This window comes from Streptomyces sp. NBC_00080 (assembly GCF_045041255.1).
Lineage (GTDB): Bacteria > Actinomycetota > Actinomycetes > Streptomycetales > Streptomycetaceae > Streptomyces > Streptomyces coriariae.
In genome coordinates, this window is sequence record NZ_CP108235.1 from 1,081,207 (window position 1) to 1,101,179 (window position 19,973).

20 protein-coding genes and 1 pseudogene are annotated in these 19,973 nt (G+C 70.8%); 14 read left to right on the forward strand and 7 right to left on the reverse strand.

Translation table 11 applies throughout. From position 1 onward, the window contains the following. Positions 1-112: 112 nt before the first annotated feature. Positions 113-1,186, reverse strand: coding sequence for a LacI family DNA-binding transcriptional regulator (locus OHU34_RS04780; RefSeq protein ID WP_405764933.1), 1,074 nt, complete (start codon positions 1,184-1,186; stop codon positions 113-115). 305 nt (positions 1,187-1,491) lie between these two features. On the opposite strand from OHU34_RS04780, the gene OHU34_RS04785 reads away from it, so the two are divergent. The 6 genes from OHU34_RS04785 to OHU34_RS04810 all read left to right on the forward strand — a co-directional run bounded on the left by OHU34_RS04785 (position 1,492) and on the right by OHU34_RS04810 (position 7,517). Next, a complete protein-coding gene (locus OHU34_RS04785; RefSeq protein ID WP_142267559.1) occupies positions 1,492-1,884 on the forward strand; it encodes a signal peptidase I in 393 nt (130 codons plus the stop codon). A gap of 211 nt (positions 1,885-2,095) precedes the next feature. Continuing rightward, entirely contained in the window at positions 2,096-3,985 is a 1,890-nt protein-coding gene (locus OHU34_RS04790) for a propionyl-CoA synthetase (RefSeq protein ID WP_405764935.1), read from the forward strand. A 379-nt stretch (positions 3,986-4,364) separates the two neighbouring features. Continuing rightward, a complete protein-coding gene (locus tag OHU34_RS04795) occupies positions 4,365-5,432 on the forward strand; it encodes an alkene reductase (protein ID WP_230193586.1) in 1,068 nt (355 codons plus the stop codon). A 149-nt stretch (positions 5,433-5,581) separates the two neighbouring features. Then, complete coding sequence (locus OHU34_RS04800; RefSeq protein ID WP_405764937.1) at positions 5,582-6,154, forward strand: TetR/AcrR family transcriptional regulator; 573 nt, start codon at positions 5,582-5,584, stop codon at positions 6,152-6,154. A 76-nt stretch (positions 6,155-6,230) separates the two neighbouring features. Continuing rightward, positions 6,231-6,431: a hypothetical protein gene (locus OHU34_RS04805; RefSeq protein ID WP_142267556.1), complete on the forward strand. Its 201-nt coding sequence runs from the start codon at positions 6,231-6,233 to the stop codon at positions 6,429-6,431. 234 nt (positions 6,432-6,665) lie between these two features. Then, on the forward strand, positions 6,666-7,517 hold the full coding sequence (locus OHU34_RS04810; RefSeq protein WP_405764939.1) for a class I SAM-dependent methyltransferase: 852 nt from the start codon (positions 6,666-6,668) through the stop codon (positions 7,515-7,517). 526 nt (positions 7,518-8,043) lie between these two features. On the opposite strand, the gene OHU34_RS04815 is transcribed toward OHU34_RS04810, so the two are convergent. Then, positions 8,044-8,361, reverse strand: coding sequence for an antibiotic biosynthesis monooxygenase (locus tag OHU34_RS04815; protein WP_230193585.1), 318 nt, complete (start codon positions 8,359-8,361; stop codon positions 8,044-8,046). Between the two features lie 32 nt (positions 8,362-8,393). On the opposite strand from OHU34_RS04815, the gene OHU34_RS04820 reads away from it, so the two are divergent. The 3 genes from OHU34_RS04820 to OHU34_RS04830 all read left to right on the forward strand — a co-directional run bounded on the left by OHU34_RS04820 (position 8,394) and on the right by OHU34_RS04830 (position 10,539). Further along, entirely contained in the window at positions 8,394-8,594 is a 201-nt protein-coding gene (locus tag OHU34_RS04820) for a hypothetical protein (protein ID WP_230193584.1), read from the forward strand. Between the two features lie 113 nt (positions 8,595-8,707). Then, entirely contained in the window at positions 8,708-9,712 is a 1,005-nt protein-coding gene (locus tag OHU34_RS04825; RefSeq protein ID WP_142267552.1) for an NADP-dependent oxidoreductase, read from the forward strand. 308 nt (positions 9,713-10,020) lie between these two features. Continuing rightward, the gene (locus tag OHU34_RS04830; protein ID WP_200839887.1) at positions 10,021-10,539 is read left to right on the forward strand and encodes a GNAT family N-acetyltransferase; all 519 of its coding nucleotides are present in this window, start codon (positions 10,021-10,023) and stop codon (positions 10,537-10,539) included. An 18-nt stretch (positions 10,540-10,557) separates the two neighbouring features. On the opposite strand, the gene OHU34_RS04835 is transcribed toward OHU34_RS04830, so the two are convergent. Next, positions 10,558-10,767 carry a hypothetical protein gene (locus OHU34_RS04835; RefSeq protein ID WP_230193583.1) on the reverse strand — a complete coding sequence of 70 codons (210 nt, stop codon included), beginning with the start codon at positions 10,765-10,767 and terminating at the stop codon, positions 10,558-10,560. 51 nt (positions 10,768-10,818) lie between these two features. Here OHU34_RS04835 and ppk2 point away from each other — a divergent pair, with 51 nt between their 5' ends. Together ppk2 and OHU34_RS04845 are read left to right on the forward strand one after the other, a co-directional pair. After that, complete coding sequence (gene ppk2, locus OHU34_RS04840) at positions 10,819-11,622, forward strand: polyphosphate kinase 2 (protein ID WP_142267549.1); 804 nt, start codon at positions 10,819-10,821, stop codon at positions 11,620-11,622. Positions 11,623-12,261: 639 nt separating this feature from the next. Continuing rightward, a complete protein-coding gene (locus OHU34_RS04845; RefSeq protein WP_230193582.1) occupies positions 12,262-13,974 on the forward strand; it encodes a sulfate permease in 1,713 nt (570 codons plus the stop codon). A 27-nt stretch (positions 13,975-14,001) separates the two neighbouring features. On the opposite strand, the gene OHU34_RS04850 is transcribed toward OHU34_RS04845, so the two are convergent. Beyond that, entirely contained in the window at positions 14,002-14,763 is a 762-nt protein-coding gene (locus OHU34_RS04850) for an alpha/beta fold hydrolase (protein ID WP_142267547.1), read from the reverse strand. Positions 14,764-14,827: 64 nt separating this feature from the next. Between OHU34_RS04850 and OHU34_RS04855 the strand changes: the two genes are divergently transcribed. After that, positions 14,828-15,238 carry a MarR family winged helix-turn-helix transcriptional regulator gene (locus OHU34_RS04855; RefSeq protein WP_230193581.1) on the forward strand — a complete coding sequence of 137 codons (411 nt, stop codon included), beginning with the start codon at positions 14,828-14,830 and terminating at the stop codon, positions 15,236-15,238. Positions 15,239-15,349: 111 nt separating this feature from the next. On the opposite strand, the gene OHU34_RS04860 is transcribed toward OHU34_RS04855, so the two are convergent. Beyond that, positions 15,350-16,927 carry a protein kinase domain-containing protein gene (locus OHU34_RS04860; RefSeq protein ID WP_142267545.1) on the reverse strand — a complete coding sequence of 526 codons (1,578 nt, stop codon included), beginning with the start codon at positions 16,925-16,927 and terminating at the stop codon, positions 15,350-15,352. A 735-nt stretch (positions 16,928-17,662) separates the two neighbouring features. Continuing rightward, positions 17,663-18,175: a peptide-methionine (S)-S-oxide reductase MsrA gene (msrA, locus tag OHU34_RS04865; protein ID WP_142267544.1), complete on the reverse strand. Its 513-nt coding sequence runs from the start codon at positions 18,173-18,175 to the stop codon at positions 17,663-17,665. A gap of 189 nt (positions 18,176-18,364) precedes the next feature. On the opposite strand from msrA, the pseudogene OHU34_RS04870 reads away from it, so the two are divergent. Continuing rightward, positions 18,365-18,529, forward strand: a pseudogene (locus OHU34_RS04870) (PadR family transcriptional regulator); the annotation flags it as partial. 170 nt (positions 18,530-18,699) lie between these two features. Then, positions 18,700-18,849, forward strand: coding sequence for a hypothetical protein (locus OHU34_RS04875; RefSeq protein WP_327486915.1), 150 nt, complete (start codon positions 18,700-18,702; stop codon positions 18,847-18,849). 18 nt (positions 18,850-18,867) lie between these two features. Here OHU34_RS04875 and OHU34_RS04880 read toward each other — a convergent pair whose 3' ends face one another. Continuing rightward, positions 18,868-19,956 carry an FAD-dependent oxidoreductase gene (locus OHU34_RS04880; RefSeq protein ID WP_142267543.1) on the reverse strand — a complete coding sequence of 363 codons (1,089 nt, stop codon included), beginning with the start codon at positions 19,954-19,956 and terminating at the stop codon, positions 18,868-18,870. Between the last annotated feature and the right edge of the window lie 17 nt (positions 19,957-19,973).

The window sequence follows — 19,973 nt, forward strand, 5'->3', positions numbered from 1 at the left end:
CGGGTGTCGAAACAGGTGGCGTGGTGGAGGGACTGCTGGTGGACGGAGTACGGGTGGACGGACTACGGGTGACGGAACTCCCCTCGTGCCAGGTGACGGGGTTGACGGGGACTCAGGCCGTGGTGCGCCGGGATTCCGGGGTCGTCCGGTTCGGCGGGGGTGCGGTCGACGCCCGGACGACGAGGTCGACCGGCGGGTCCTGCTCCGGGATCGGGGCCGCGTCCGGATTCTCGATGGCGTGCACGAGCCGTTTGAGGCCGTCCTGCGCCGTCGCCTCGAACGGCTGTCGCACCGTCGTCAGAGGAGGAGACACGTAGGCGGCGACCGGAACATCGTCGAGTCCGACGACACTGATGTCCTCCGGTATGCGCCGGCCGGCTTCGAGCAGCGCGCGGATCAGACCGATGGCCATGTCGTCGTTGGCGACGAAGACGGCCGTCACGCTGTCGTCGTCGGCCAGCCGGCGACCGGCCGCGTATCCGGAGGCGGCCGACCAGTCGCCCGCGATGACAGGCGGTTCGCGTCTGCCGTGCGCGGCCAGCGTCGCCCGCCATCCTTCGAGGCGGTCCCTGGCGGCGAACCAGCGTCGGGGACCGGCGAGGTGGTGGACGGTCGGGTGTCCCAGTTCGAGCAGGTACTCCGTGGCGGCCCGCGCCTGCTCGTGGGAGACGAGGCCCGCGGTCACCACCCGGGAGGCGGCGAACGGCGGCGGTGCGCCGAGGACCAGGACCGGCACGTCGACGCGGACGGACAGGTCCGCACCGTTGTCCTCGTCGATCGGCTCGGAGATGACGATGCCGTCCACGCCCTGATCGAGGAGCGAGTCGACGGCGCCTGCGACACCCGAGGCATCGCCCTCCATCGTGTTGACCACGCGGAGCGCGTAACCGGTGTCCCGGACGGTGCGCTCGACGCCCATGAGCAGTGACGCGGGACCGTACAGCGCCGTTCCGAGCGTCACCACCCCGATGGACCGGGTCCGCCCGGAGGCCAGCGCACGGGCGGCGTGATTCAGCCGGTATCCGAGTTCTTCGGCGGCTTCCAGGACACGTCGGCGCACGCCGTCGGAGACGTACTGCTCACCGTTCATGACCCGGGACACCGTCTTCTGCGAGACGCCCGCCAGCTGCGCCACGTCAAGGCTGCGTGGCGCGGTGCCGGTGCTGCGGCCTGCCAGTCGTGCCATGGGTGTCTCCCGGTCTCGGGCAGCCGGCGGCTTGGCCTGTTCTCGTCTGACTGCGCTGCCATGACTGCGCAGACATATCTACGCACTGGGGCGGGACACGTCAAGAGTTCGCGCAAGATCTCCGCCGTCGAGGCGCGCTGTCGGAGCGGCGCCCGGCCGACGCGCCCCCGGCTGTCTCACTGCCCGAACCACGACTGCCGCGTCACCGCCGCGCAGTCACCGCCACCGAGTCACCGCCGCCGATCCAAGAGGTGTGGCGAACGTGCCGATAGCGCCGACGAGACCGGTTGCTAGCATCCGGCAGCGTGAACGACAGCGTGTATGTGGGCAACGCAGGCAAGGATGCGCCACTGGACAAGGGCTGGCTTCTCGGCCATTTCAAGGATGTCGGCGATCCGCGTCACAGCGACGCCGTGGAGATCAAATGGGGCGTCCACCCCCGCGGTGACGAGCGTTCGGAGTGGGTGCGGGGCGAGGAACGCACAGCGCTCCTGGTCCTTGTCAGCGGCCGCTTCCGCGTCGAACTGCCCGGCCGCAGCGTACTTCTGCAGGAGCAGGGTGATTACGTCGTGTGGGGGCGCGGAGTCGACCACTCGTGGTTCGCCGAGGAGGAGTCGGTAGTACTGACGGTCCGCTGGCCGTCCGTGGCCGGCTACGCGGTGGCCGAGAACGGCCGGGAACGCGCCCGAGGAAGCTGAGCACGCGAGAACGGTCCGCCCTCGAAGTCGGCGCGGTCGAGGTCGGCGCGCGAGGCGCTATCGAGCTCAGGGAAGACGTCGGGCGTCGGCCGGGTGACAGGCCCACCGCACAGGGACTGACCGACTGCCGCCCGGCATACGGTGGTACTTGTAGCCGAGACGGTTCCGCACGCCGAACACCCCGCCCCTCGATGCCACGAAGGAGTGCGCGATGGGAACGTACGAGGACGTCTTCCGCTCCAGTGCCGAAGACCCGGAGAGGTTCTGGCTGAAGGCGGCGGAGGCCATCGACTGGGAGGTCTCTCCGCATCGCGCCCTGGACTCCTCGGGCGCACCCTTCTACCGCTGGTTTCCCGAGGGACGGCTCAACGTCTGTTTCAACGCGGTCGACCGGCACGTCGAAGCCGGCCGCGGCGAACAGCCCGCGCTCATCTACGACTCCCCCGTGACCGACACCCGGCGCACCTACACCTACGCGCAGCTGAGGGACGAGGTGGCGGCCTTCGCCGGGGCACTCGCCCAGCTCGGCGTGGGGCACGGCGACCGAGTCGTCATCTACATGCCGATGGTCCCCGAGGCCGCGATCGCGATGTTGGCCTGCGCACGCATCGGCGCGGTCCACTCGGTCGTCTTCGGCGGCTTCGCCGCACGCGAACTCGCCCTCCGTATCGATGACGCGGCCCCCAAGGTGGTCGTCTCCGCGTCCTGCGGCATCGAGGGCAAGCGCGTCATCGCGTACCAGCCCCTGCTCGACCGGGCGATCGAACTCGCCGCCCACAAGCCGGAGAAGAGGGTGATCCTGCAACGCCCCCAGGAACCGGCGGAGTTGGGGCCAGACGATCTCGACTGGGCCGACCTGGTGGCCGCCGCACCTCCGGCCGACTGCACTCCCGTGCCCGCCACCGACCCCCTCTACATCCTCTACACCTCCGGAACGACCGGAAGGCCCAAGGGAGTCGTGCGTGACTGCGGCGGCTACGCGGTCGCCCTGTGCTGGTCGATGGAAGCCGTCTACGACGTGGGCCCGGGCGAGACGATGTTCACCGGCTCCGATGTCGGCTGGGTCGTCGGGCACTCGTACATCGTCTACGCGCCCCTGCTGGCCGGTGCCACGACGATCCTGTACGAAGGCAAGCCGGTCGGCACCCCGGACGCGGGCCAGTTCTGGCGTATCGCCGACGAGTACCGCGTCAAGACCATGTTCACCGCGCCCACCGCCTTCCGGGCCATCCGCAAGGAGGACCCGACGGGAGCCCTCACCGAGGACCACGACCTCTCCCACCTGCGCTACCTCTTCCTCGCCGGCGAGCGCCTCGACCCGGAGACCTATCACTGGGCGAGCGCCCTGCTGGGCGTTCCGGTGATCGACCACTGGTGGCAGACGGAGACCGGCTGGCCCATCGTCGCCAACCCCGTCGGCATCGAGGTCGCCCCTCTCAAGCCCGGCTCCCCCACCCGTCCGCTGCCGGGCTGGGACGTCCGCGTCCTCGACCCTTCGGGCGAGCCGGTGCCCCCGGGCGTCGACGGCGCGATCGTCGTGAAGCTCCCCCTGCCGCCCGGCGCGCTCCCCACCCTCTGGAACGACGACGACCGCTACATCGCCTCCTACCTCTCCGCCCACGACGGCTACTACCTCACCGGCGACAGCGGCCACATCGACGACGACGGCTACGTCTTCGTCATGGGCCGCACCGACGACGTCATCAACGTCGCCGGGCACCGGCTGTCCACCGGCAGCATGGAAGAGGCCCTGGCCTCCCACCCCGACGTCGCCGAATGCGCCGTCATCGGCGTCGCCGACGCACTGAAGGGACAGGTGCCGCGCGGCCTCGTCGTCCTGAAGGCCGGCACCGACCGCGAACCTGGCGAGGTCGAGGCCGAACTCGTCCGGCTCGTACGCGACCGCATCGGCGCCGTCGCCTCCCTCAAGGACGTCGCGGTCGTGGCCGCCCTGCCCAAGACCCGCTCGGGAAAGATCCTGCGCAAGACGATGCGTGGCATCGCGGACGGCCGGGACGAGCCCATCCCCTCCACGGTGGACGACGCCGGCGTCATCGACGCTCTGCGCCCCGTCCTCCGTCGTGCCGGTCACACTCCGTGAACGGTTGCCCGACGTAGCCCGAACCACCGGGTGGGCCGTGGCCCCTGCACGGGGGCACGGCCCGCCCACCGATGCCCTGCGTCCGCTCGGTGGCAGTTGCCGGCGCCCCTGCGCCTACTCGCCCTCTTGCTCCTCGTGGCTTCTTCGCGCTTCCTCGTGGTTCTTCGCGCTTCCTCGTGGTTCCTCGCGCCCAAGCGACATAGTATTATATTCATAATATGAATGATCCGGGCGCCGTCAGCTCGACCGACACGGTTCCCAGCGGGTGCGTCATCAGGCTCGGAAGCACGAGAGCCAGGTACCTCCCGGACGGCCACGCCCGGCCCGCGTCCGTCCCCGCCCCCTTGCGATACACCACCCATCACCTGAGGAATCCCCCATGCTCAACGCCCTGTGGAACCCGACCGTCGTCGGGGAGATCCCCCTGGCCCACCGGCTGGCCATGGCCCCCCTGACCCGCAGCCGGGCCACCCCGGAAGGCGTCCCGACCGAGCTGAACGCCGAGTACTACGCCCAGCGCGCCTCGCACGCGCTCATCATCACCGAGGGCACCCAGCCCTCCGCCGACGGCCAGGGTTACCCCGTGACCCCTGGCATCTACACCGAGGAGCACATCGCGGGCTGGCGCAAGGTCACCGACGCCGTACACGGCGCCGACGGGCGCATCGTCATCCAGCTGATGCACGCCGGACGCATCGCCCACCCGGACAGCACGCCCCACGGGCGCCAGCCGGTCGCTCCCTCCGCGATCAAGCCGACGGGGCTGACGTTCACCCCGTCCGGGCTCCAGGAGATGCCGGTGCCACGCGAGCTGACCACCGAGGAGGTCGCCGCTACGGTCGACGACTTCCGCCGCGCCGCAGCGGCCGCCATCGCGGCCGGCGCCGACGGCGTGGAGATCCACGGGGCCAACGGCTACCTGGTCAACCAGTTCCTCTTCCCCAGCACCAACCAGCGGTCCGACCGGTACGGGGGCTCCCTCGACAACCGCATCCGTTTCGCGGTCGAGGTCGCCACGGCCGTGGCCGACGAGATCGGCGCCGGCCGCACGGGCATCCGCGTCTCTCCCGGCAACCCCTTCCAGATCAACGACCTCGTCGAGAGCGACCCCCAGGAGCTCTACCCGCACCTTCTGCGCGCCCTCGCCCCCCTCGACCTCGCCTACCTGCACATCGGCCACGGCAACGACGAGGAACTCCTCTTCACCCTCCGCAAGTTGTGGCCCACCACACTGATCCTCAACCGGGCCGGCGCCGACATCGCCACCCGCGCCAAGGACATCGAGGACGGTCTGGCCGACGTCGTCACCGTCGGCACCATGGCTCTCGCCAACCCCGACCTGGTCGAGCGCGTACGCTCCGGCGCGCCCCTGAACACTCCCGACCCCGCCACCTTCTACGGCGGCGGCGCGGCCGGCTACACCGACTACCCCACCCAGGCCGCCTGACGAAGGACAGCCCGGCGCCCGAGGGAACCACCGGCCCCGGGCGCCACAACGCTCGAAGATCATCCGGCGTTCGTAATATTACGTGCGTCAGGTCATGGCCTATTCTTGGGCGCGAGGCAACGGCCTTACGGAGCGAACGGAGGAAGCCCGTGGTGCGCTACGCCAAGGAGCACAAGCAGGTGACGCGGCAACGCATCATCGAGAAGGCCGGTCACCGTTTCAAGCAGGACGGGATCGACGGGTCGGGCGTCTCCACGCTGATGTCGGACGCGGGGCTCACCAACGGAGCCTTCTACGCCCACTTCGCCTCCAAGGACGACCTCGTCGCCCATGTCGTGGCCGCCGAACTGCGCACGCAGGTCGAGAGGTACGGCACCCTGCGGCCCGGGCGCCAGGGACTCGAGGACTTTGTCCGCGAGTACCTGTCTCCTGAGCATCGGGACCACCCCGGCCTCGGATGCCCTTCCGCCGCCCTGCTCGACGAGATCAGCCGGTGCGAGGACGGGACCAAGCAGGCCTACACCGAGGGCGCGCGGGACATCGTGGAAGAGATCGCCGCCCGTCTGACACCCGAGGACCCGAAGTCCGCTCGCGGCACGGCCATCGGACTCTTCACCATGCTGGTGGGGACGTTGCAACTGTCACGCGCCCTCTCCGACCGGAAGTTCGCCGACGAGGTCCTGGAGCAGGGAATCGAGAACGCTCTCGCGTTCATGCGGTGAGACTGTCAGTGAGCCGTGGCGGCCGCTCCGAGCAGTGCGCCGGCCGCCGCCCCCCCCTGGCCGATCGGGAGTTCAGATGCGTCTGCGCAAGCGAGCCGTTGCCGTCGTGTTCGTGGTCGCCGCAGCCTTCACCACCCTCGCCCCCCAGGCCATGGCCGCCCCCATGCCCTGGGAGACCGGCGAGACCCCCACAACCACGACCCGCCACGCCACCGTCGACGCGATCGGCGGCAGCAGCACGATCACCCTGATGTGCGGCAACCCTTGCTACCGGTAGGTGCCCGCTCGGTGGCCTGATGCGATGTCACCAACCGCCGAGAGAGGTGCGCGACGCCCGAAGTCACGCACATCAGCTGTACCCGTGAGCGTGCGACTTCCGGTTTCACGCTGCGACGACGTCACTACTCGGCCTCCGGTCCACGTCGTGCGGTCGCGTAGACAGGGTGACTGTTGATCTTCGCCTCGGTTCCCCTCGTCAGGCCCCTTGGAATCGATCTTCTAGGCTGGCGTGGTGACTGATGAGCAGGAGCGGGTGCGGCCGTCGGGAGTGTGGGCCACGGCGGTGGGGGTGGCCAGGGTGCGGGCGCTGGAGACCGAGCGGGAGAACGCGCTGTTCCGCGACCCACTGGCACGGGCCTTCGCCACCGCCGGCGGCCTGTGGCCCTCCTCGCCGCCGCTGCCCGATGACGAGGCCGCGCGACGCCGCCGACTGGCCGTGTCGTTCTCCATCGTCATCAGGACGAAGTTCCTCGACGACGTGCTGCAGCAGGCCTCCGTGTCCGGGGTCCGGCAGGTCGTGGTGCTCGGAGCCGGCATGGACAGCCGGGCCTTCCGGATGGACTGGCCCGAGGGCACCCGACTGTTCGAGGTCGACACCGCCGCGCCACTGGACTTCAAGGCTTCGGTACTGCGCCAGGAACAGGCCGTCGCACGCTGCGAGCGGATCACCGTCGCGGTGGATCTGCGTGAGGACTGGCCAGGCGCGCTGGCCGCCGCGGGGCACGACCCGGCCGTGCCGACCGCGTGGATCGCCGAAGGACTGCTGATCCATCTGGCCGAGGATGCGGTGGAACTGCTGCTGGCCCGGATCAGCACGCAGTCGGCGGCAGGCAGTCGGATGGGGCTGACCTTGGGCTCGCGCGGCGTGATCGAACGCTTCGGCGCGGGCGCCGCGCCGGGATCGGCGGCGTCCATGTGGGTCTCGGAGATGCCCGACGACCCGGTGGACTGGCTGGCCGGGCACGGCTGGGAGGCCGACAGCCACACCCTGCGCGAGCGCGCTGCCGCCTACGGCCGCCCGATCAGCACCCCGCCGCAGCGCGAGGAGCGGCCCGGCGGACTGATCTCGGCGGTCCGCCGGTAGAGCGCCTCCCCTGAGGAATGAAGCAGGTTCCTTCGCGGCCGACCGATCATGCGCGCACCGACCGCCCACGACCACTGAAGTTCGCCCGAGAAGCGCCTGGTTGGAGGGTGGTGTGGTCGGGAGGCCGACATGTCCATCGGCTTGCGCCCTCACCCTGCTCCGGGCGGTCTGCTCCCGTGGGCCGAATCGCTGTCGGGCGACGTCATCTTGTGGACGACGACCGGTGCCGTTCCGGACGACTGGCCCGTCACGGTAGCTTCCCGAAACGGTGGTTGGTGGCATTACACGGGCGGCGCCGTTCAGTTCGTTGCGGACTGGGCCGGCGGCGGGCTGGACCCCTGGGGGCTTCCCCCGTTGGGATGCGAAGTCCGCGTCCGTGGTGGGGCCGACAGCGGCCACCTCGCCCCGGCGGCCGGTCCGGGAGCTGCTGCTCCATCCGCGTCCACGGTCAACGGCGCCCAGGCCAACGACAACGCATGAGGCGAACGAGCACCGGCCAGGAGGCAGCCAGTGCCCCGCAGTCGGATCAGCTCAGAGACGCGAGTGTGAAGTGCCGTACCTGAAGTGGTGCGGCAAGGTACTCGTCCTCGCCCGGCAGAACCACGGGCTCGTCACGCCAGTGTTCGCCGGCGTAAGCGACCAGATCCTGCTCACTGCGCCAGCGACTGACGTACAGCAGCGCATCAGGCGGCGCGAGCAGTACCTCGTGGTCGACCAGCCCGGGGTAGCGGCCGGGGAACTCGCGTACCGCAGAGACGATCATGTCGCGGAATGCCTCGAACCGTTCAGGACGTACGCGTGCCTCACTCACCCTGATGATCACGGTCGTCAGGGTGTCACGCATGCGGAGCGGGCGCCAGCGAGTCTGCGTCCGGCATGGGGCACCGCACCATCGACGGTATCGCCGCCCTCCTGACACCCGACGATCCGCTCTCGGCCCGCCCCAGAGCCCTCAGCGCCTACGCCATGACGGCCGGAACGCCGCAGCTCTCCCCAGCCCTCGCCGACCAGCGGCTCGCCGACACGGCGGCCCCGATGACCACGAGCCCGCTTGCGACCCGACGGCTCACCATTTAACATTACGAACGTAATCCAATAAGGGTCGGCACTCGAACCCGGGATGCACATCACCCCCCCTTCCGCCGGTGGACTCACCCCCGACCGTCGGCGGACGAGATATGGAGACGACCATGAGGGCCTTCACGGTGGAGCGCTACGGCGACAAGGCCGGTGTACGCGCGGGCGAGGTACCGGATCCGGAGGTGGGTGCGGACGACGTGCTGGTCCGGATCCGGGCCGCGAGCATCAACCCGCTCGATCGCATGATCCGCGACGGCGAGATGAAGACGATCCTGCCGTACCGGGTCCCGTTCGTCCTGGGCAACGACCTGGCCGGCGTCGTGATCGAGGTGGGCTCGGCGGTCACAGATTTCGCGGTGGGCGACGAGGTCTTCGCACGGCCCGACAAGGACCGGATCGGCACCTTCGCCGAACTCATCGCGGTGCACCGGGACGACGTGGCGATCAAACCGGCCACACTGACCATGGAGGAGGCGGCCTCCCTTCCCCTCGTCGCCCTCACCTCGTGGCAGGTGCTGGTCGAACGGGCACACATCCAGCCCGGCCAGAAGGTCCTCGTCCATGCGGGCTCCGGCGGCCTGGGCACCATCGCCATCCAGCTGGCGAAGCAGCTGGGCGCGCACGTGGCGACCACCACGAGCACGGCCAACGTGGACCTGGTGAAGCGTCTGGGCGCGGACGTCGTCGTCGACTACAAGAAGCAGGCGTTCGAGACGGTGCTGCACGACTATGACGTCGTCCTGGACTCGCTGGGCGGCGAGACGCTCGAGAAGTCACTGGACGTGCTCAAGCCCGGCGGGCAGGTCATCAGTGTCGCGGGCCCGCCCGACGCGGCTCTCGGCAGAGAGCTGGGAGCGAATCCGGTCGTCCGGCTGGTGATGTCCGCGCTGAGTTTCCGGATCCGACGCCGCGCCCGGCGCCGCAACGTGTCGTACTCGTTCCTGTTCATGAAGGCCGACGGGGACCAGTTGCGCAAGCTCACCCCTCTCATCGAGGCCGGCACGATCCGGCCCGTCGTCGACACCGTGTTCCCGTTCGAGTCCACCCGAGAGGCGCTGGAGTACGTCGAGGCGGGGCGCGCGAAGGCCGGCAAGGTCGTCGTCAGGATGCCGTGAGGGAGCAGTCCCGCCGACGGGTCGCAGCCGTCCGCGAACGCCGGAACGACAGCGCACGCACAAGCGCACGTGGCAACGAAGAGAGCCCTGGAATCCGCACCGGAAGGACCTCGACAGGGACCTCGCCATGAACGTCCGGCGGAATCCGCCGTCCCCCTCGACGTCGTCGCACCGGGACGCGCCCGTCGGCTCCACTACTCGGCGGTACGCGGCGGTACGCTCGAATCGTCACGCGCCGTCCCCACGGCCGATCGCCCTCGACCGGAGGCGTGGCAAGAAGTCGCTTCCCGATGCGTAATATTCTCTTGATGAACTCAGGCATTACGCCCAGGGGCGGGCCGATCACGATACGCCGGGCCGTGGCGCGGGATGCCAAACGGCTCACGCGGCTCGTGCGTGGCTCACGCGCCTACCAAGGTCGGTACGCGCCCATGGTCGCGGACTACCGGGTGGGTCCGGACTACATCGAGACCCACCGCGTCTTCGTGGCCCACGCCGCCGACGAGCACCACGGCCCTGCCCTCGGGTTCTACTCGCTCGTCCTCGCCCCACCGGAGCTCGACCTGCTGTTCGTGGCCGACAGCGCACAGGGACGTGGCATCGGGCGGCTGCTCGTGGCACACATGAAGTCCGAGGCCCGCGCCGCCGAACTCGATCGCGTCCTGGTGGTGTCGCATCCTCCTGCCGAGGGCTTCTACCGCGGCGAGGGTGCGGTGCGCATCGGAACCGCGGCCGCGAACCCTCCGGCCGTGGCATGGGACCGTCCCGAGTTCGAGTTCCGCATTCCACCCGATGTGACGACGGCACGCGGCAGCGCAGTCGAGTGAGGTGACGACTCCGCCGGCTCAGCCGACCGGCACCGGACTCCGCGAGCCGCTGAGGCCGAGCAGCCGGGGCTTGATGTGCTCGGGGTTCAGGGGCTCGGTCAGCGGCGGGTTGGCCAGCAGACAGATCGGTCCGGCGGCCGGATGGTTGGCGGTCCGCCAGTGCGCGTCCGGGGTGCGCGGCCCTTCGTCTGTCAGTACGGTGGCGTCCTGGTGTTCGACCGTGGACATGGTGGGGCGCCGGAAGTCGTCGGCGTTGGATCAACGGGCGGTGGAGGCGGCATGGCCGGCAAGAACGCGGCGCAGCTGCCGCGCAAGGCGTACGAGAAGGAACTGCTGCGACTGCAGACGGAGTTGGTGAAGCTCCAGGAGTGGGTGCGGGCCACCGGCACCCGGCTGGTGGTGGTCTTCGAGGGGCGGGACGCGGCGGGCAAGGGCGGGACGATCAAGCGGGTCGCCGAGCACCTCAACCCACGGGTGGCCCGCATCGCGGCGCTCCCGAAGCCGACCGAGCGCGAACGCACCCAGTGGTACTTCCAGCGGTATGCGGAGCATCTGCCGGCGGCCGGGGAGATCGTGCTGTTCGACCGGTCCTGGTACAACCGTGCCGGGGTCGAGCACGTGATGGGTTTCTGCACGAAGGAGGAGCACCAGCTCTTCCTCCGCCAGTGTCCGATCTTCGAACGCATGCTGGTCGAGGCCGGGGTCCTGCTGCGCAAGTACTGGTTCTCGGTGAGCGACACCGAGCAGCAGGAGCGCTTCCGGCGCCGGCTGGAGGACCCGCTGCGGCGGTGGAAGCTCTCGCCGATGGACCTGGAGTCGATCACTCACTGGGAGGCCTACTCCCGTGCCAAGGACGAGATGCTGGTGCACACCGACATCTCCGAGGCGCCCTGGTACGTCGTCGAGAGCGACGACAAGCGCCGGGCACGGCTGAACATGATCGCCCATCTGCTGTCGTCCGTGCCGTACCGCGAGGTGCCGCCGCCGGTGCTGGAGCTCCCGGAGCGACCGCCGTCCACCGGCTACCAGCGCCCGCCGCGGGATCTCCAGACCTACGTCCCCGACCACGCGGCGAGCCTCTGAGCGGCCGGGCATCGCACTCGCCGCCGCTCGGGTACGACCGTGACGGTACAGACCGAGTGCCCTCGTAGCGCTCGTGGGGGAAGCGGAGGCAGGCGTACGCCGGCCGCCGCCGAGGACTCACCCGACGGTGGAGTGGTGCAGGACGGCGTACGTGACGTGCCCGACGTGGGCGCGACCGAGCCGACCCAGGAACTAGCCGATCCCGCCGAGGCCGCGCGCCCCGGACGTGCAGTTCGGCGCTCTTCGCCGCCTCGGCCGGTGCGTCACCGGGGTGACCGGAGGCCTGCTCCGACGCAGGGGCCGGCAGTCCCGGATCGGGGCCGCACGGCCCACGGCACGACTCGGCGCGGCGGGCCGGTTGACGGGCCCACCGCGCCATCGGTGTTGAGCGCAGCCAGCTGTGGTCGCGGACGAAGGGCAGCTCGGCCCAGCCCCGACCCGCGCCCAGGGTGTCGCCGGCGGCAGCTGCGGCCGGGGCGATCAGGGCGACGGCGTAGATCAGGTGGTGGTCGGCCACCGGGTTCGGCGACATGCTCGGGAGGCCGTCCGAGATGTGCCGGGCGGGCGGCCGCTCGGCGGCCCGTATCAGGGCCATCACGTGTCCGGTGGATCATGAGGGCAGACGACGGAAGGCGGCACATGTCCAAGGCCTCGGGCAGACAGGCCCCGCAGTGGCGCCGCCTGGTGCCCGGTCTCGTCGCGCTCCTCGGCTACCGGCGCGCGTGGCTCACGGGCGATCTGCTCGCCGGGGTGACCGTGGCGGCCTATCTGGTGCCGCAGGTCATGGCCTACGCGGGGGTGGCCGGGCTGCCGCCGGTCGCCGGTCTGTGGGCGATCCTCCCGGCCCTGGGGCTGTACGCGGTGTTCGGTTCCTCGCGGCTGCTGTCGGTCGGCCCCGAGTCCACGACCGCCCTCATGACGGCCGCCGTGGTCGCGCCGCTCGCCGCCGGGGACGCGGCGCGTTACGCGTCGCTGGCGGCGGCGCTCGCCGTCACGGTCGGGCTGCTCTGCCTGGTCGCCCGGGCGGTGCGGCTGGGCTTCCTCGCGGACCTGCTGTCCCGCCCCGTTCTGATCGGCTATCTCGCGGGCGTGGCGCTCATCATGATGGTGGACCAGCTGTCCAAGCTCACCGGCGTGCGGACGACGGGCGCGGAGTTCTTTCCCCAGGTGTGGTCCTTCCTCGTCCACCTGCCCGACGCGGACCCGGCGACCGTCGTCTTCTCCGCCGCCGTCCTCGTGTTCCTCTTCGTGACGGCCCGTTACGCCCGTGCCGTGCCCGGCCCGCTGGTCGCCTTCGTCCTCGGGACCGCCGCGGTCGTGGTCTTCGACCTCGACGGGCGGTACGGGATCAAGGTGATCGGCGAGGTTCCGGGCGGTCTGCCGAGCCCTGCCGTCCCGGACCTGAGCGAGCTGCCCCATCTCGTGCTGCCGGCGCTCGGGGTGCTGCTGGTCGCCTACACCGACTTCATCCTCACCGCACGGGCGTTCGCCGACCACGACGACGAAGGCCCCGGGCTCGACGCCGACCAGGAGTTCCTCGCCCTGGGGGCGGCCAATCTGGGCGCCGGGGCACTGCACGGCTTCCCGGTGAGCAGCAGCGCCAGCCGCACCGCCCTCGCGTCCTCGGCGGGCGCCCGCAGCCAGGCGTACTCGCTGGTGGCGGGAGCGGTGGTGCTCGCCGTGCTGCTCTTCCTGAGCCCGCTGCTGGCGCGGACTCCCTCCGCGGTGCTCGGCGCGCTCGTCGTCTACGCGGCGGTCCGCATGATCGACCTCGCCGGCTTCCGGCGGCTCGCCTCCTTCCGCCGCCGGGAACTGCTCCTGGCGCTCGGCTGTCTCGCGGGGGTGCTCGCCCTCGACATCCTGTACGGGGTGATCGTGGCCGTCGGCCTGTCGGTGGCCGAGCTGCTGACCCGGGTGGCGCGTCCGCACGACGCCGTCGAGGGTCTGGTCCCCGGTGTGGCCGGCATGCACGACGTCGACGACTACCCGCAGGCCCGGACGATCCCCGGTCTGCTGGTCTACCGCTACGACTCGCCCCTGTTCTTCGCCAACGCGGAGGACTTCCGGCGCCGGGCCCTGGCCGCCGTCGACGGACAGACCGACCCCGTCCGCTGGTTCGTCCTCAACACCGAGGCCAATGTCGAGGTCGACATCACCGCCCTCGACGCGGTCGACGCACTGCGCCGCGAACTGACCCACCGCGGCATCCTGTTCGCCCTCGCGCGGGTGAAGCAGGATCTGCTGGACGACCTGGAGGCGTACGGCCTCGCTGACACGCTCGGAGCGGACCGGATATTTCCCACGCTCCCGACCGCCGTGGCCGCGTACCAGGCGTGGCTCGACCGTCAGTAGCCCGAGAACTCCGCTTCGGTGCCCCCCTCAACTGAGCGCCGTCTGCGCCGCGAAGCCGTCGAGCAGGGAGAAGGTGCGCGCAGGCTGTTCAAGATGGGGCAGGTGGCCCGCTTCCGGCACGACCTCGAAGCGGGCGTTGCCGAACGACGCGGCGTACTCCTTGCCGTATGCCGGGGTCGCGATGCGGTCGCTCTCGCCCCACAGGACGAGGGTGGGGGTGGTGACGGCCGCGAGGCGGGGGCGGAGGGTGGGGTCGCTCATGGCGGGGCCGCCGGAGAAGACGCGCAGGGCCGCCATGTTGCCCTGGAAGACGGCGAGTCGCTCGGCCGGCACGGTCGCCGGGTCGACGTAGAAGCGCTCGGAGTCGTGGTAGGCGTACTCGGCGACGCCGCGCGCGTCGAGGCTGAAGAAGTCCCGGATCGGTTCGCCCTCGACCTCGATGCCGACCGAGTTCATGAGCACGACCCCGCTGATCAGGCCCTGCGTGTCGGCCGTGGCCAGCTCGGCGGCGATCCAGCCGCCGAGCGAGGAGCCGATGACCAGGACGTCGGACAGGTGGCGCTCGCGGAGGAGGCGGAGGTAGGCGGCGGCGAGGTCGGCCACGTGGGTGAAGTGATCGGGCCGGGGGGTGCCGTTCCAGCCCGGGTGGGTGGGCAGCACGGTGTGGGCCGTCGCGGCGAAGTGCTCGGCGATCGAGGCGATGGTGGCGGGGCCACCGCCGCCGTGCAGGACGAGGACGGGGCGGCCGGTGGTGGGGCCGGATTCGGTGAGCGTCAGTTCCGGAGTCATGACCAGGACTGTAACTAAGGATGTTTATATAAGCAAGTTTAGTCAGGGTGCTAGCCTGAGGAGCATGTCCGTCGAACCACAGATCCTCGGAAGGGCCGTGAAGGCCGTCCAGTACCGCCAGCACCGAGCGCTCGACAGCCGCCTCGCGTCCGTCGGCAGCACGCTCGCGCAGTGGGACGCGCTACGGGCGATCGGCCGCACGCCGGGCTCCAGCGCACGGGAGCTGGCGGCGGCGACGTTCCAGAGCGAGCAGGCGTTCGGCACGCTGGCCGGACGCCTGGTGACGCAGGGGCTGGTGGACCGGCGCCCCGGGCACGGCCGCCGTTTCGAGCACCACCTCACCCCCGACGGGGAGCGGGTACTGGAGGCGGGCCACGAGGTGGCGAACTCGGTGCTCACGGAGTGCTTCGAGGGTCTGACAGAGCCGGAACGAGAGGCACTGCTGGGTCTGCTGCGGAAGATCGAGGAGCACTGAGATCTCACCGTCCAAGCGGGGAAACGCCGCCTGAACGAGGCCGGGTCCAGCGTCCGGTGACCGGCCGGGCGCACGCCACGAGGGCGCTGCCCCTCCCGGGCACCGGAAAGGTCAGTTCTCCGTTCCCGCCGCCCAGAGCACGGTGTCTCCGGACGTGATCACGACGTTCCCGTCGGCCTGGAACACGAGGACCGCTCCTGCGTGGCCATTGGTCCGTGAGGCCCACACGGGCTGCCCGCCGCTGTTGTAGACGACCAGGTTGCCGTCCGCCTGGAAGCGGGCGGTGTTGCCCTCGCCGCTGGTCATCGCGGCCCAACGCGCCTTGCGATCCCGGTCGTAGATCACGAGGTTGCCGTCCTGCTGGATGATCAGACTCCTTGCCCCGGTCCCCACGGACTCTCCGGTGGCCAGCCCGAACGGGGCCTGTACGACCTTGGGCGCCGCGTCCTCTCCCTGCGGCTCCCGGCCTTCCTGGGACTCCTGGGGCTGCTGAGGCTGTTCTGTCGAGGCGGACGGCGTCTCCCCCGCCGTCGACGAGGCGGTCGAGCCGGACGGTCGGCCCTGCACGGACGGGGAGGAGTCGGCCGAGGAACGCTGCGTACCGAAGTGGACGGCGGCCACCACGGCCACCACGACCGCGACCGCCGCGAGGGCCGCGGTCAGCAGCCAGGCGGGCCGAAGCCGCCGACGGGGCTCCGCCGGAGCGGCGAGCACGGTGTCGGCCCTCGCCGTCGTCGGGGCTGATTCCTGACCGGCGGAGACCGCCGTGGCGTGCTGCGCGAGGTCGACCAGGGTGTGCGCCGCGTGCTCGACCTCGGTCAGTTCACCGGCGAGAACCGTGGGACATTCGTCGGGCCAACGCCCGGTCCTGCCGCCCCTCTCCTCCAGCCAAGCGCCCAGCCGGGCCGCCGTCGGACGCTCGGCCGGGTCCTTCGCCAGACACGCGGCGAGCGGCGGCACCAGCTCCGGGGGGACGCCTGCGAGGTCGGCCTCCTCGTGGACCACTCGGTACATCAGGGTGGCCGCGGGGATCTGCTCCCCCGCGCGCGAGAAGGGGCCGCGTCCGGTCGCGGCGTACACCAGCGTCGCGGCCAGCGAGAACACGTCGGCGGGTTCGGCGGCGACGCTGCCGATGGCCTGGTCCGGTGCGAGAAAGCCGGGGGAGCCCACGGAGACGCCGAGGCGGGTGTGGCGGCTGTCGTCGGCGGCCCGTGCGACACCGAAGTCGATCAGCCGTGGACGGTCGCGTGCCAACAGGACGTTCCCGGGCTTGACGTCCCGGTGCGCGAGGCCGGCCTGATGCACGGCCTGCAGGGCGCCGCACAGTTCGGCGGCGAGGGCGAGCAACGCGGCCTGCGGCAGCGGACCGTGGGCCGTGACCCATTCGGCGAGCGACGGCGCGGGCACATACTCGGTGGCCAGCCACTGCGGGCGTTGGCCCGGGGCGCTGTAGTCCACGACGGTCACGGTCCACGGCGAGCGGACGCGGTCACTGTTGCGTATCTCGCGGGCGAACCGCTCCTCGAACCCCGGCTCGGAGCTGAGATCGTCGCGGATCGTCTTCAGCGCGAGCAGCCGGCCCGAACCCGTACGGGACAGGAACACCTGCCCCATGCCGCCCGCACCGAGCCGGCCGAGCAACGGATAGCCGCCTATGGATGTCGGGTCCGAAGGCTGAAGGTTGTTCATGACGACTGTTCCCCGGAAGTGTGCGTCAGCGCTCGAACCACGCGCTGGGCCTTGGCTTGCGTGCTGGTGAGCAGGGTGGTCCGCGCCCGCAAGTATGCCGGACGGGTCCACCCTTCGTGCTTCTCTCCAACTCACCGACGTCGAGCAGAAGTTGTGCCCGGCCGGGGGACTTTCCGGAACCGTCCGCCCTGACCGCGAAGACCGATGGACATCATGAAACCGGCAGATATCCGCACGACAACGGGAGGTTGCCCGACCTCCCCCGCCCGGTCCCGGGCACCGGATTGCGGGTACCACCGGCTCGGAGGGACGTCCGCGCACCACGCGCGCCCCGCCCGGCTCCCGCCCTTGTGCCCCGAAGCTTCCCCGCTCCTGCCCTTACGGACCCGGACTTCATCCCTAGGGCCTCCTCGGACTTCCCCCAGACACGAAGTGGCGGCAGGGAGAGGTGACGAGGCGCCGGCGACTGCGCTTCCAGCGCCTCGGGCACGGGGATGCGCTTCCCCCGGCCATCCGCGGCATGAGCAACAGGAGCAGGTACGGCATCAGGTGGCGGTCGGGCTGCCGGCCGTTCCCGAAGGCCGCTCCGGCATCGGCGGCCAGATCGATGACCCGCCGTGGGGAAGGCCCGGAACTCGCCGACCCGCGTTACGCCTGCGGGCAGGACGTCCTGCCCGCCTTACGTCCTGCCCGCCGAGGCCCTGGAGCAGAGGTCCGGGGCCTCGGCGCGGTGGTTCAGCCCTGCGTGCGGGCCGGAAGCCGCCATCCCGGGCGCGGGAAGTGGCAGGTGTAGCCCTCGGGGTAACGCTCCAGGTAGTCCTGGTGCTCGGGCTCGGCCTCCCAGAAGGGACCGACCGGCTCGACCTCGGTGACGGCCTTGCCCGGCCACAGTCCGGAGGCGTCCACGTCCGCGATGGTGTCCTCGGCGATCCGCTTCTGCTCGTCGTCCACGTAGTAGATCGCCGAGCGGTAGCTGAGGCCGATGTCGTTGCCCTGGCGGTTCTTGGTGCTCGGGTCGTGGATCTGGAAGAAGAACTCCAGGAGCGTGCGGAAGTCGGTCTTCTCGGGGTCGAAGAGGATCTCGATGGCCTCCGCGTGGGTGCCGTGGTTGCGGTACGTCGCGTTCGGTACGTCACCCCCGGTGTATCCGACCCGGGTCGCCGTCACGCCCGGGAGCCTGCGGATCAAGTCCTGCATCCCCCAGAAGCATCCGCCCGCCAGCACGGCCCTCTGCGTCTGCGCTGCCATCTCAGCACCTTCCGTATCTCTCGTCCCGGCCATGCGAACCGCTCGCTCGCACACCGTCGACGTACCAGCCTCTGTGGATACAACAGCACGTGAGTGGCCTGAACAATTCCGCGCCCGCGCAGTCGGCCGGAGGGCGTCATCGAATCGAGGTACACATCGAATCGATGCGATCGGCGAGACGACGACCCCATGCTGGAACTGGCCATCCTGGGATTCCTCGCCGAAGGCCCTCTGCCGGGCCATGATGTGCGCCGCAAGGTCTCCCAGCTGATCGGCTCCACGCGACCCGTCAGCGACGGCAGCCTCTATCCGGCGATCAACCGGCTGGCCAGGGCGGGACTCCTGGATCGTCAGGCGGACCCCCGGGCCGGCGCCGCCCGCTTCGTCCTCAGTCTGACCGAGGCCGGTCACGCCGGCATGCTGGAGCGCCTGCGTACACCGGCAGACCACGAGATCACCGACTTCACCCGAAGCGGCAGGCCGCCCGCGAGCCGGCCGCGTCGGCCGCGGCCGGCGCCCTCACCGTGGACGTCGGCGGCCGCTTCGCGCTGGCGGACATCGCGGAGGCGCACGACCGGGTGGACGCGGGTGGACGCGGCCGGGTGCTGGTCACCGTCCCCGGCTGCCCCCGGCCCTGGATCCAGGTCCGGCAGTGCCGGCGCGACCGGCATTGACCGCACCGCTCTCCGGACCTATGCCGTGCGTCCCAGGCGGAAGCGGGGATGCGGCTCGGCGCGGCCGGTGGCGAGGTCGGCGGCCATCGCGCCGATGAGCGGGGCGAATTTCGCGCCGTGTCCGGAGCACGGGGAGACGATGACGAAGGGCCCGTGGCGGTCCAGGACGAAGTCCTCGTCCGGGGTGGTGGTGTACAAGCAGGTCGCCTCGGCGACCGGGTCGGGCTCGAGGCCCGGGAGGCGGTCGCGGACGAAGCCGCTCACGCGCGTCCGCGACGACGGGTCGACGACCCCGCTGCGGGTGCGGGCGGTGGCCGGGGTGCCGCGGTCGTGCTCGGCGACCTTGACCGCCGGGAGCGGGCCCCCGTCACTTCCGGACGGCAGGCCGTAGAGGTGCAGCGCGCCGTCCCAGATCAGGGTCGGCCACCTGACGGACGGGTCCCGCTGCCGGAAGTGGAAGACCTGCTGCTGGGTCACCGCCAACGGCGGCAGGTTGACGGGCAGTTCGAGCTCGGGCAGCCAGGCGCCGGCCGCGATCACCACCGTGTCGGCGACGATCTCGCGGCCGTCGTCGGTGTGCAGACGCACCTTCTCGCTCCCCCGGACGTCGATGCCGGTGACGCGGGTGCCGATGACCGCCCGCGCTCCGTGTTCGATCGCCCGCCGGACGCAGGTCCCGACGGTCTCGTCGGCGTCGACCACGCCCGCGTCCGGATGGTGGAGCACCGGCCCGGTGATGCGGATGTACGGCCAGCGCTCCGCGGCGGCTTCCGCGCCCAGGAGTTCGTGGGGCACTCCGGCCGCGCCGAGGAGGTCGGCGAGCGCCTTCGGGTCGTGGTCCTCGCCCATGTCGAGCCCACCGGTCGTGCGCAGCAAGGAGGTCGACCCGTCGTCCTCCAGCTCCCGCCACTGCTCCTGGGCCTGTCCGGTCAGCCGTACGTAGAAGGGGTCGGCGTACACCCGCCGGAAGATCCGTGAGCTGCCGTGCGAACTTCCGTGCCGATGGCCGATGTCGTACGCCTCGACGAGCGTGACCTCATGGCCTCGGCGGGCCAGTTGCCAGGCGGTGGCCGCGCCCATGAGTCCGGCACCGACGACGGCGATCACAGTCCCTCCCCGGGGAT

What these genes read in the sequence shown, in the direction of transcription:
- OHU34_RS04825 (WP_142267552.1), top strand. Translation starts at nt 8,708, where the DNA reads ATGAGGGCCTTCACGGTGGAGCGCTACGGCGACAAGGCCGGTGTACGC.
- OHU34_RS04780 (WP_405764933.1), bottom strand. Translation starts at nt 1,186, where the DNA reads ATGGCACGACTGGCAGGCCGCAGCACCGGCACCGCGCCACGCAGCCTT.
- OHU34_RS04805 (WP_142267556.1), top strand. Translation starts at nt 6,231, where the DNA reads ATGCGTCTGCGCAAGCGAGCCGTTGCCGTCGTGTTCGTGGTCGCCGCA.
- OHU34_RS04850 (WP_142267547.1), bottom strand. Translation starts at nt 14,763, where the DNA reads ATGACTCCGGAACTGACGCTCACCGAATCCGGCCCCACCACCGGCCGC.
- OHU34_RS04860 (WP_142267545.1), bottom strand. Translation starts at nt 16,927, where the DNA reads ATGAACAACCTTCAGCCTTCGGACCCGACATCCATAGGCGGCTATCCG.
- OHU34_RS04815 (WP_230193585.1), bottom strand. Translation starts at nt 8,361, where the DNA reads ATGCGTGACACCCTGACGACCGTGATCATCAGGGTGAGTGAGGCACGC.
- OHU34_RS04845 (WP_230193582.1), top strand. Translation starts at nt 12,262, where the DNA reads ATGTCCAAGGCCTCGGGCAGACAGGCCCCGCAGTGGCGCCGCCTGGTG.
- OHU34_RS04830 (WP_200839887.1), top strand. Translation starts at nt 10,021, where the DNA reads ATGAACTCAGGCATTACGCCCAGGGGCGGGCCGATCACGATACGCCGG.
- ppk2 (WP_142267549.1), top strand. Translation starts at nt 10,819, where the DNA reads ATGGCCGGCAAGAACGCGGCGCAGCTGCCGCGCAAGGCGTACGAGAAG.
- OHU34_RS04855 (WP_230193581.1), top strand. Translation starts at nt 14,828, where the DNA reads ATGTCCGTCGAACCACAGATCCTCGGAAGGGCCGTGAAGGCCGTCCAG.
- OHU34_RS04835 (WP_230193583.1), bottom strand. Translation starts at nt 10,767, where the DNA reads ATGTCCACGGTCGAACACCAGGACGCCACCGTACTGACAGACGAAGGG.
- msrA (WP_142267544.1), bottom strand. Translation starts at nt 18,175, where the DNA reads ATGGCAGCGCAGACGCAGAGGGCCGTGCTGGCGGGCGGATGCTTCTGG.
- OHU34_RS04790 (WP_405764935.1), top strand. Translation starts at nt 2,096, where the DNA reads ATGGGAACGTACGAGGACGTCTTCCGCTCCAGTGCCGAAGACCCGGAG.
- OHU34_RS04795 (WP_230193586.1), top strand. Translation starts at nt 4,365, where the DNA reads ATGCTCAACGCCCTGTGGAACCCGACCGTCGTCGGGGAGATCCCCCTG.
- OHU34_RS04820 (WP_230193584.1), top strand. Translation starts at nt 8,394, where the DNA reads ATGGGGCACCGCACCATCGACGGTATCGCCGCCCTCCTGACACCCGAC.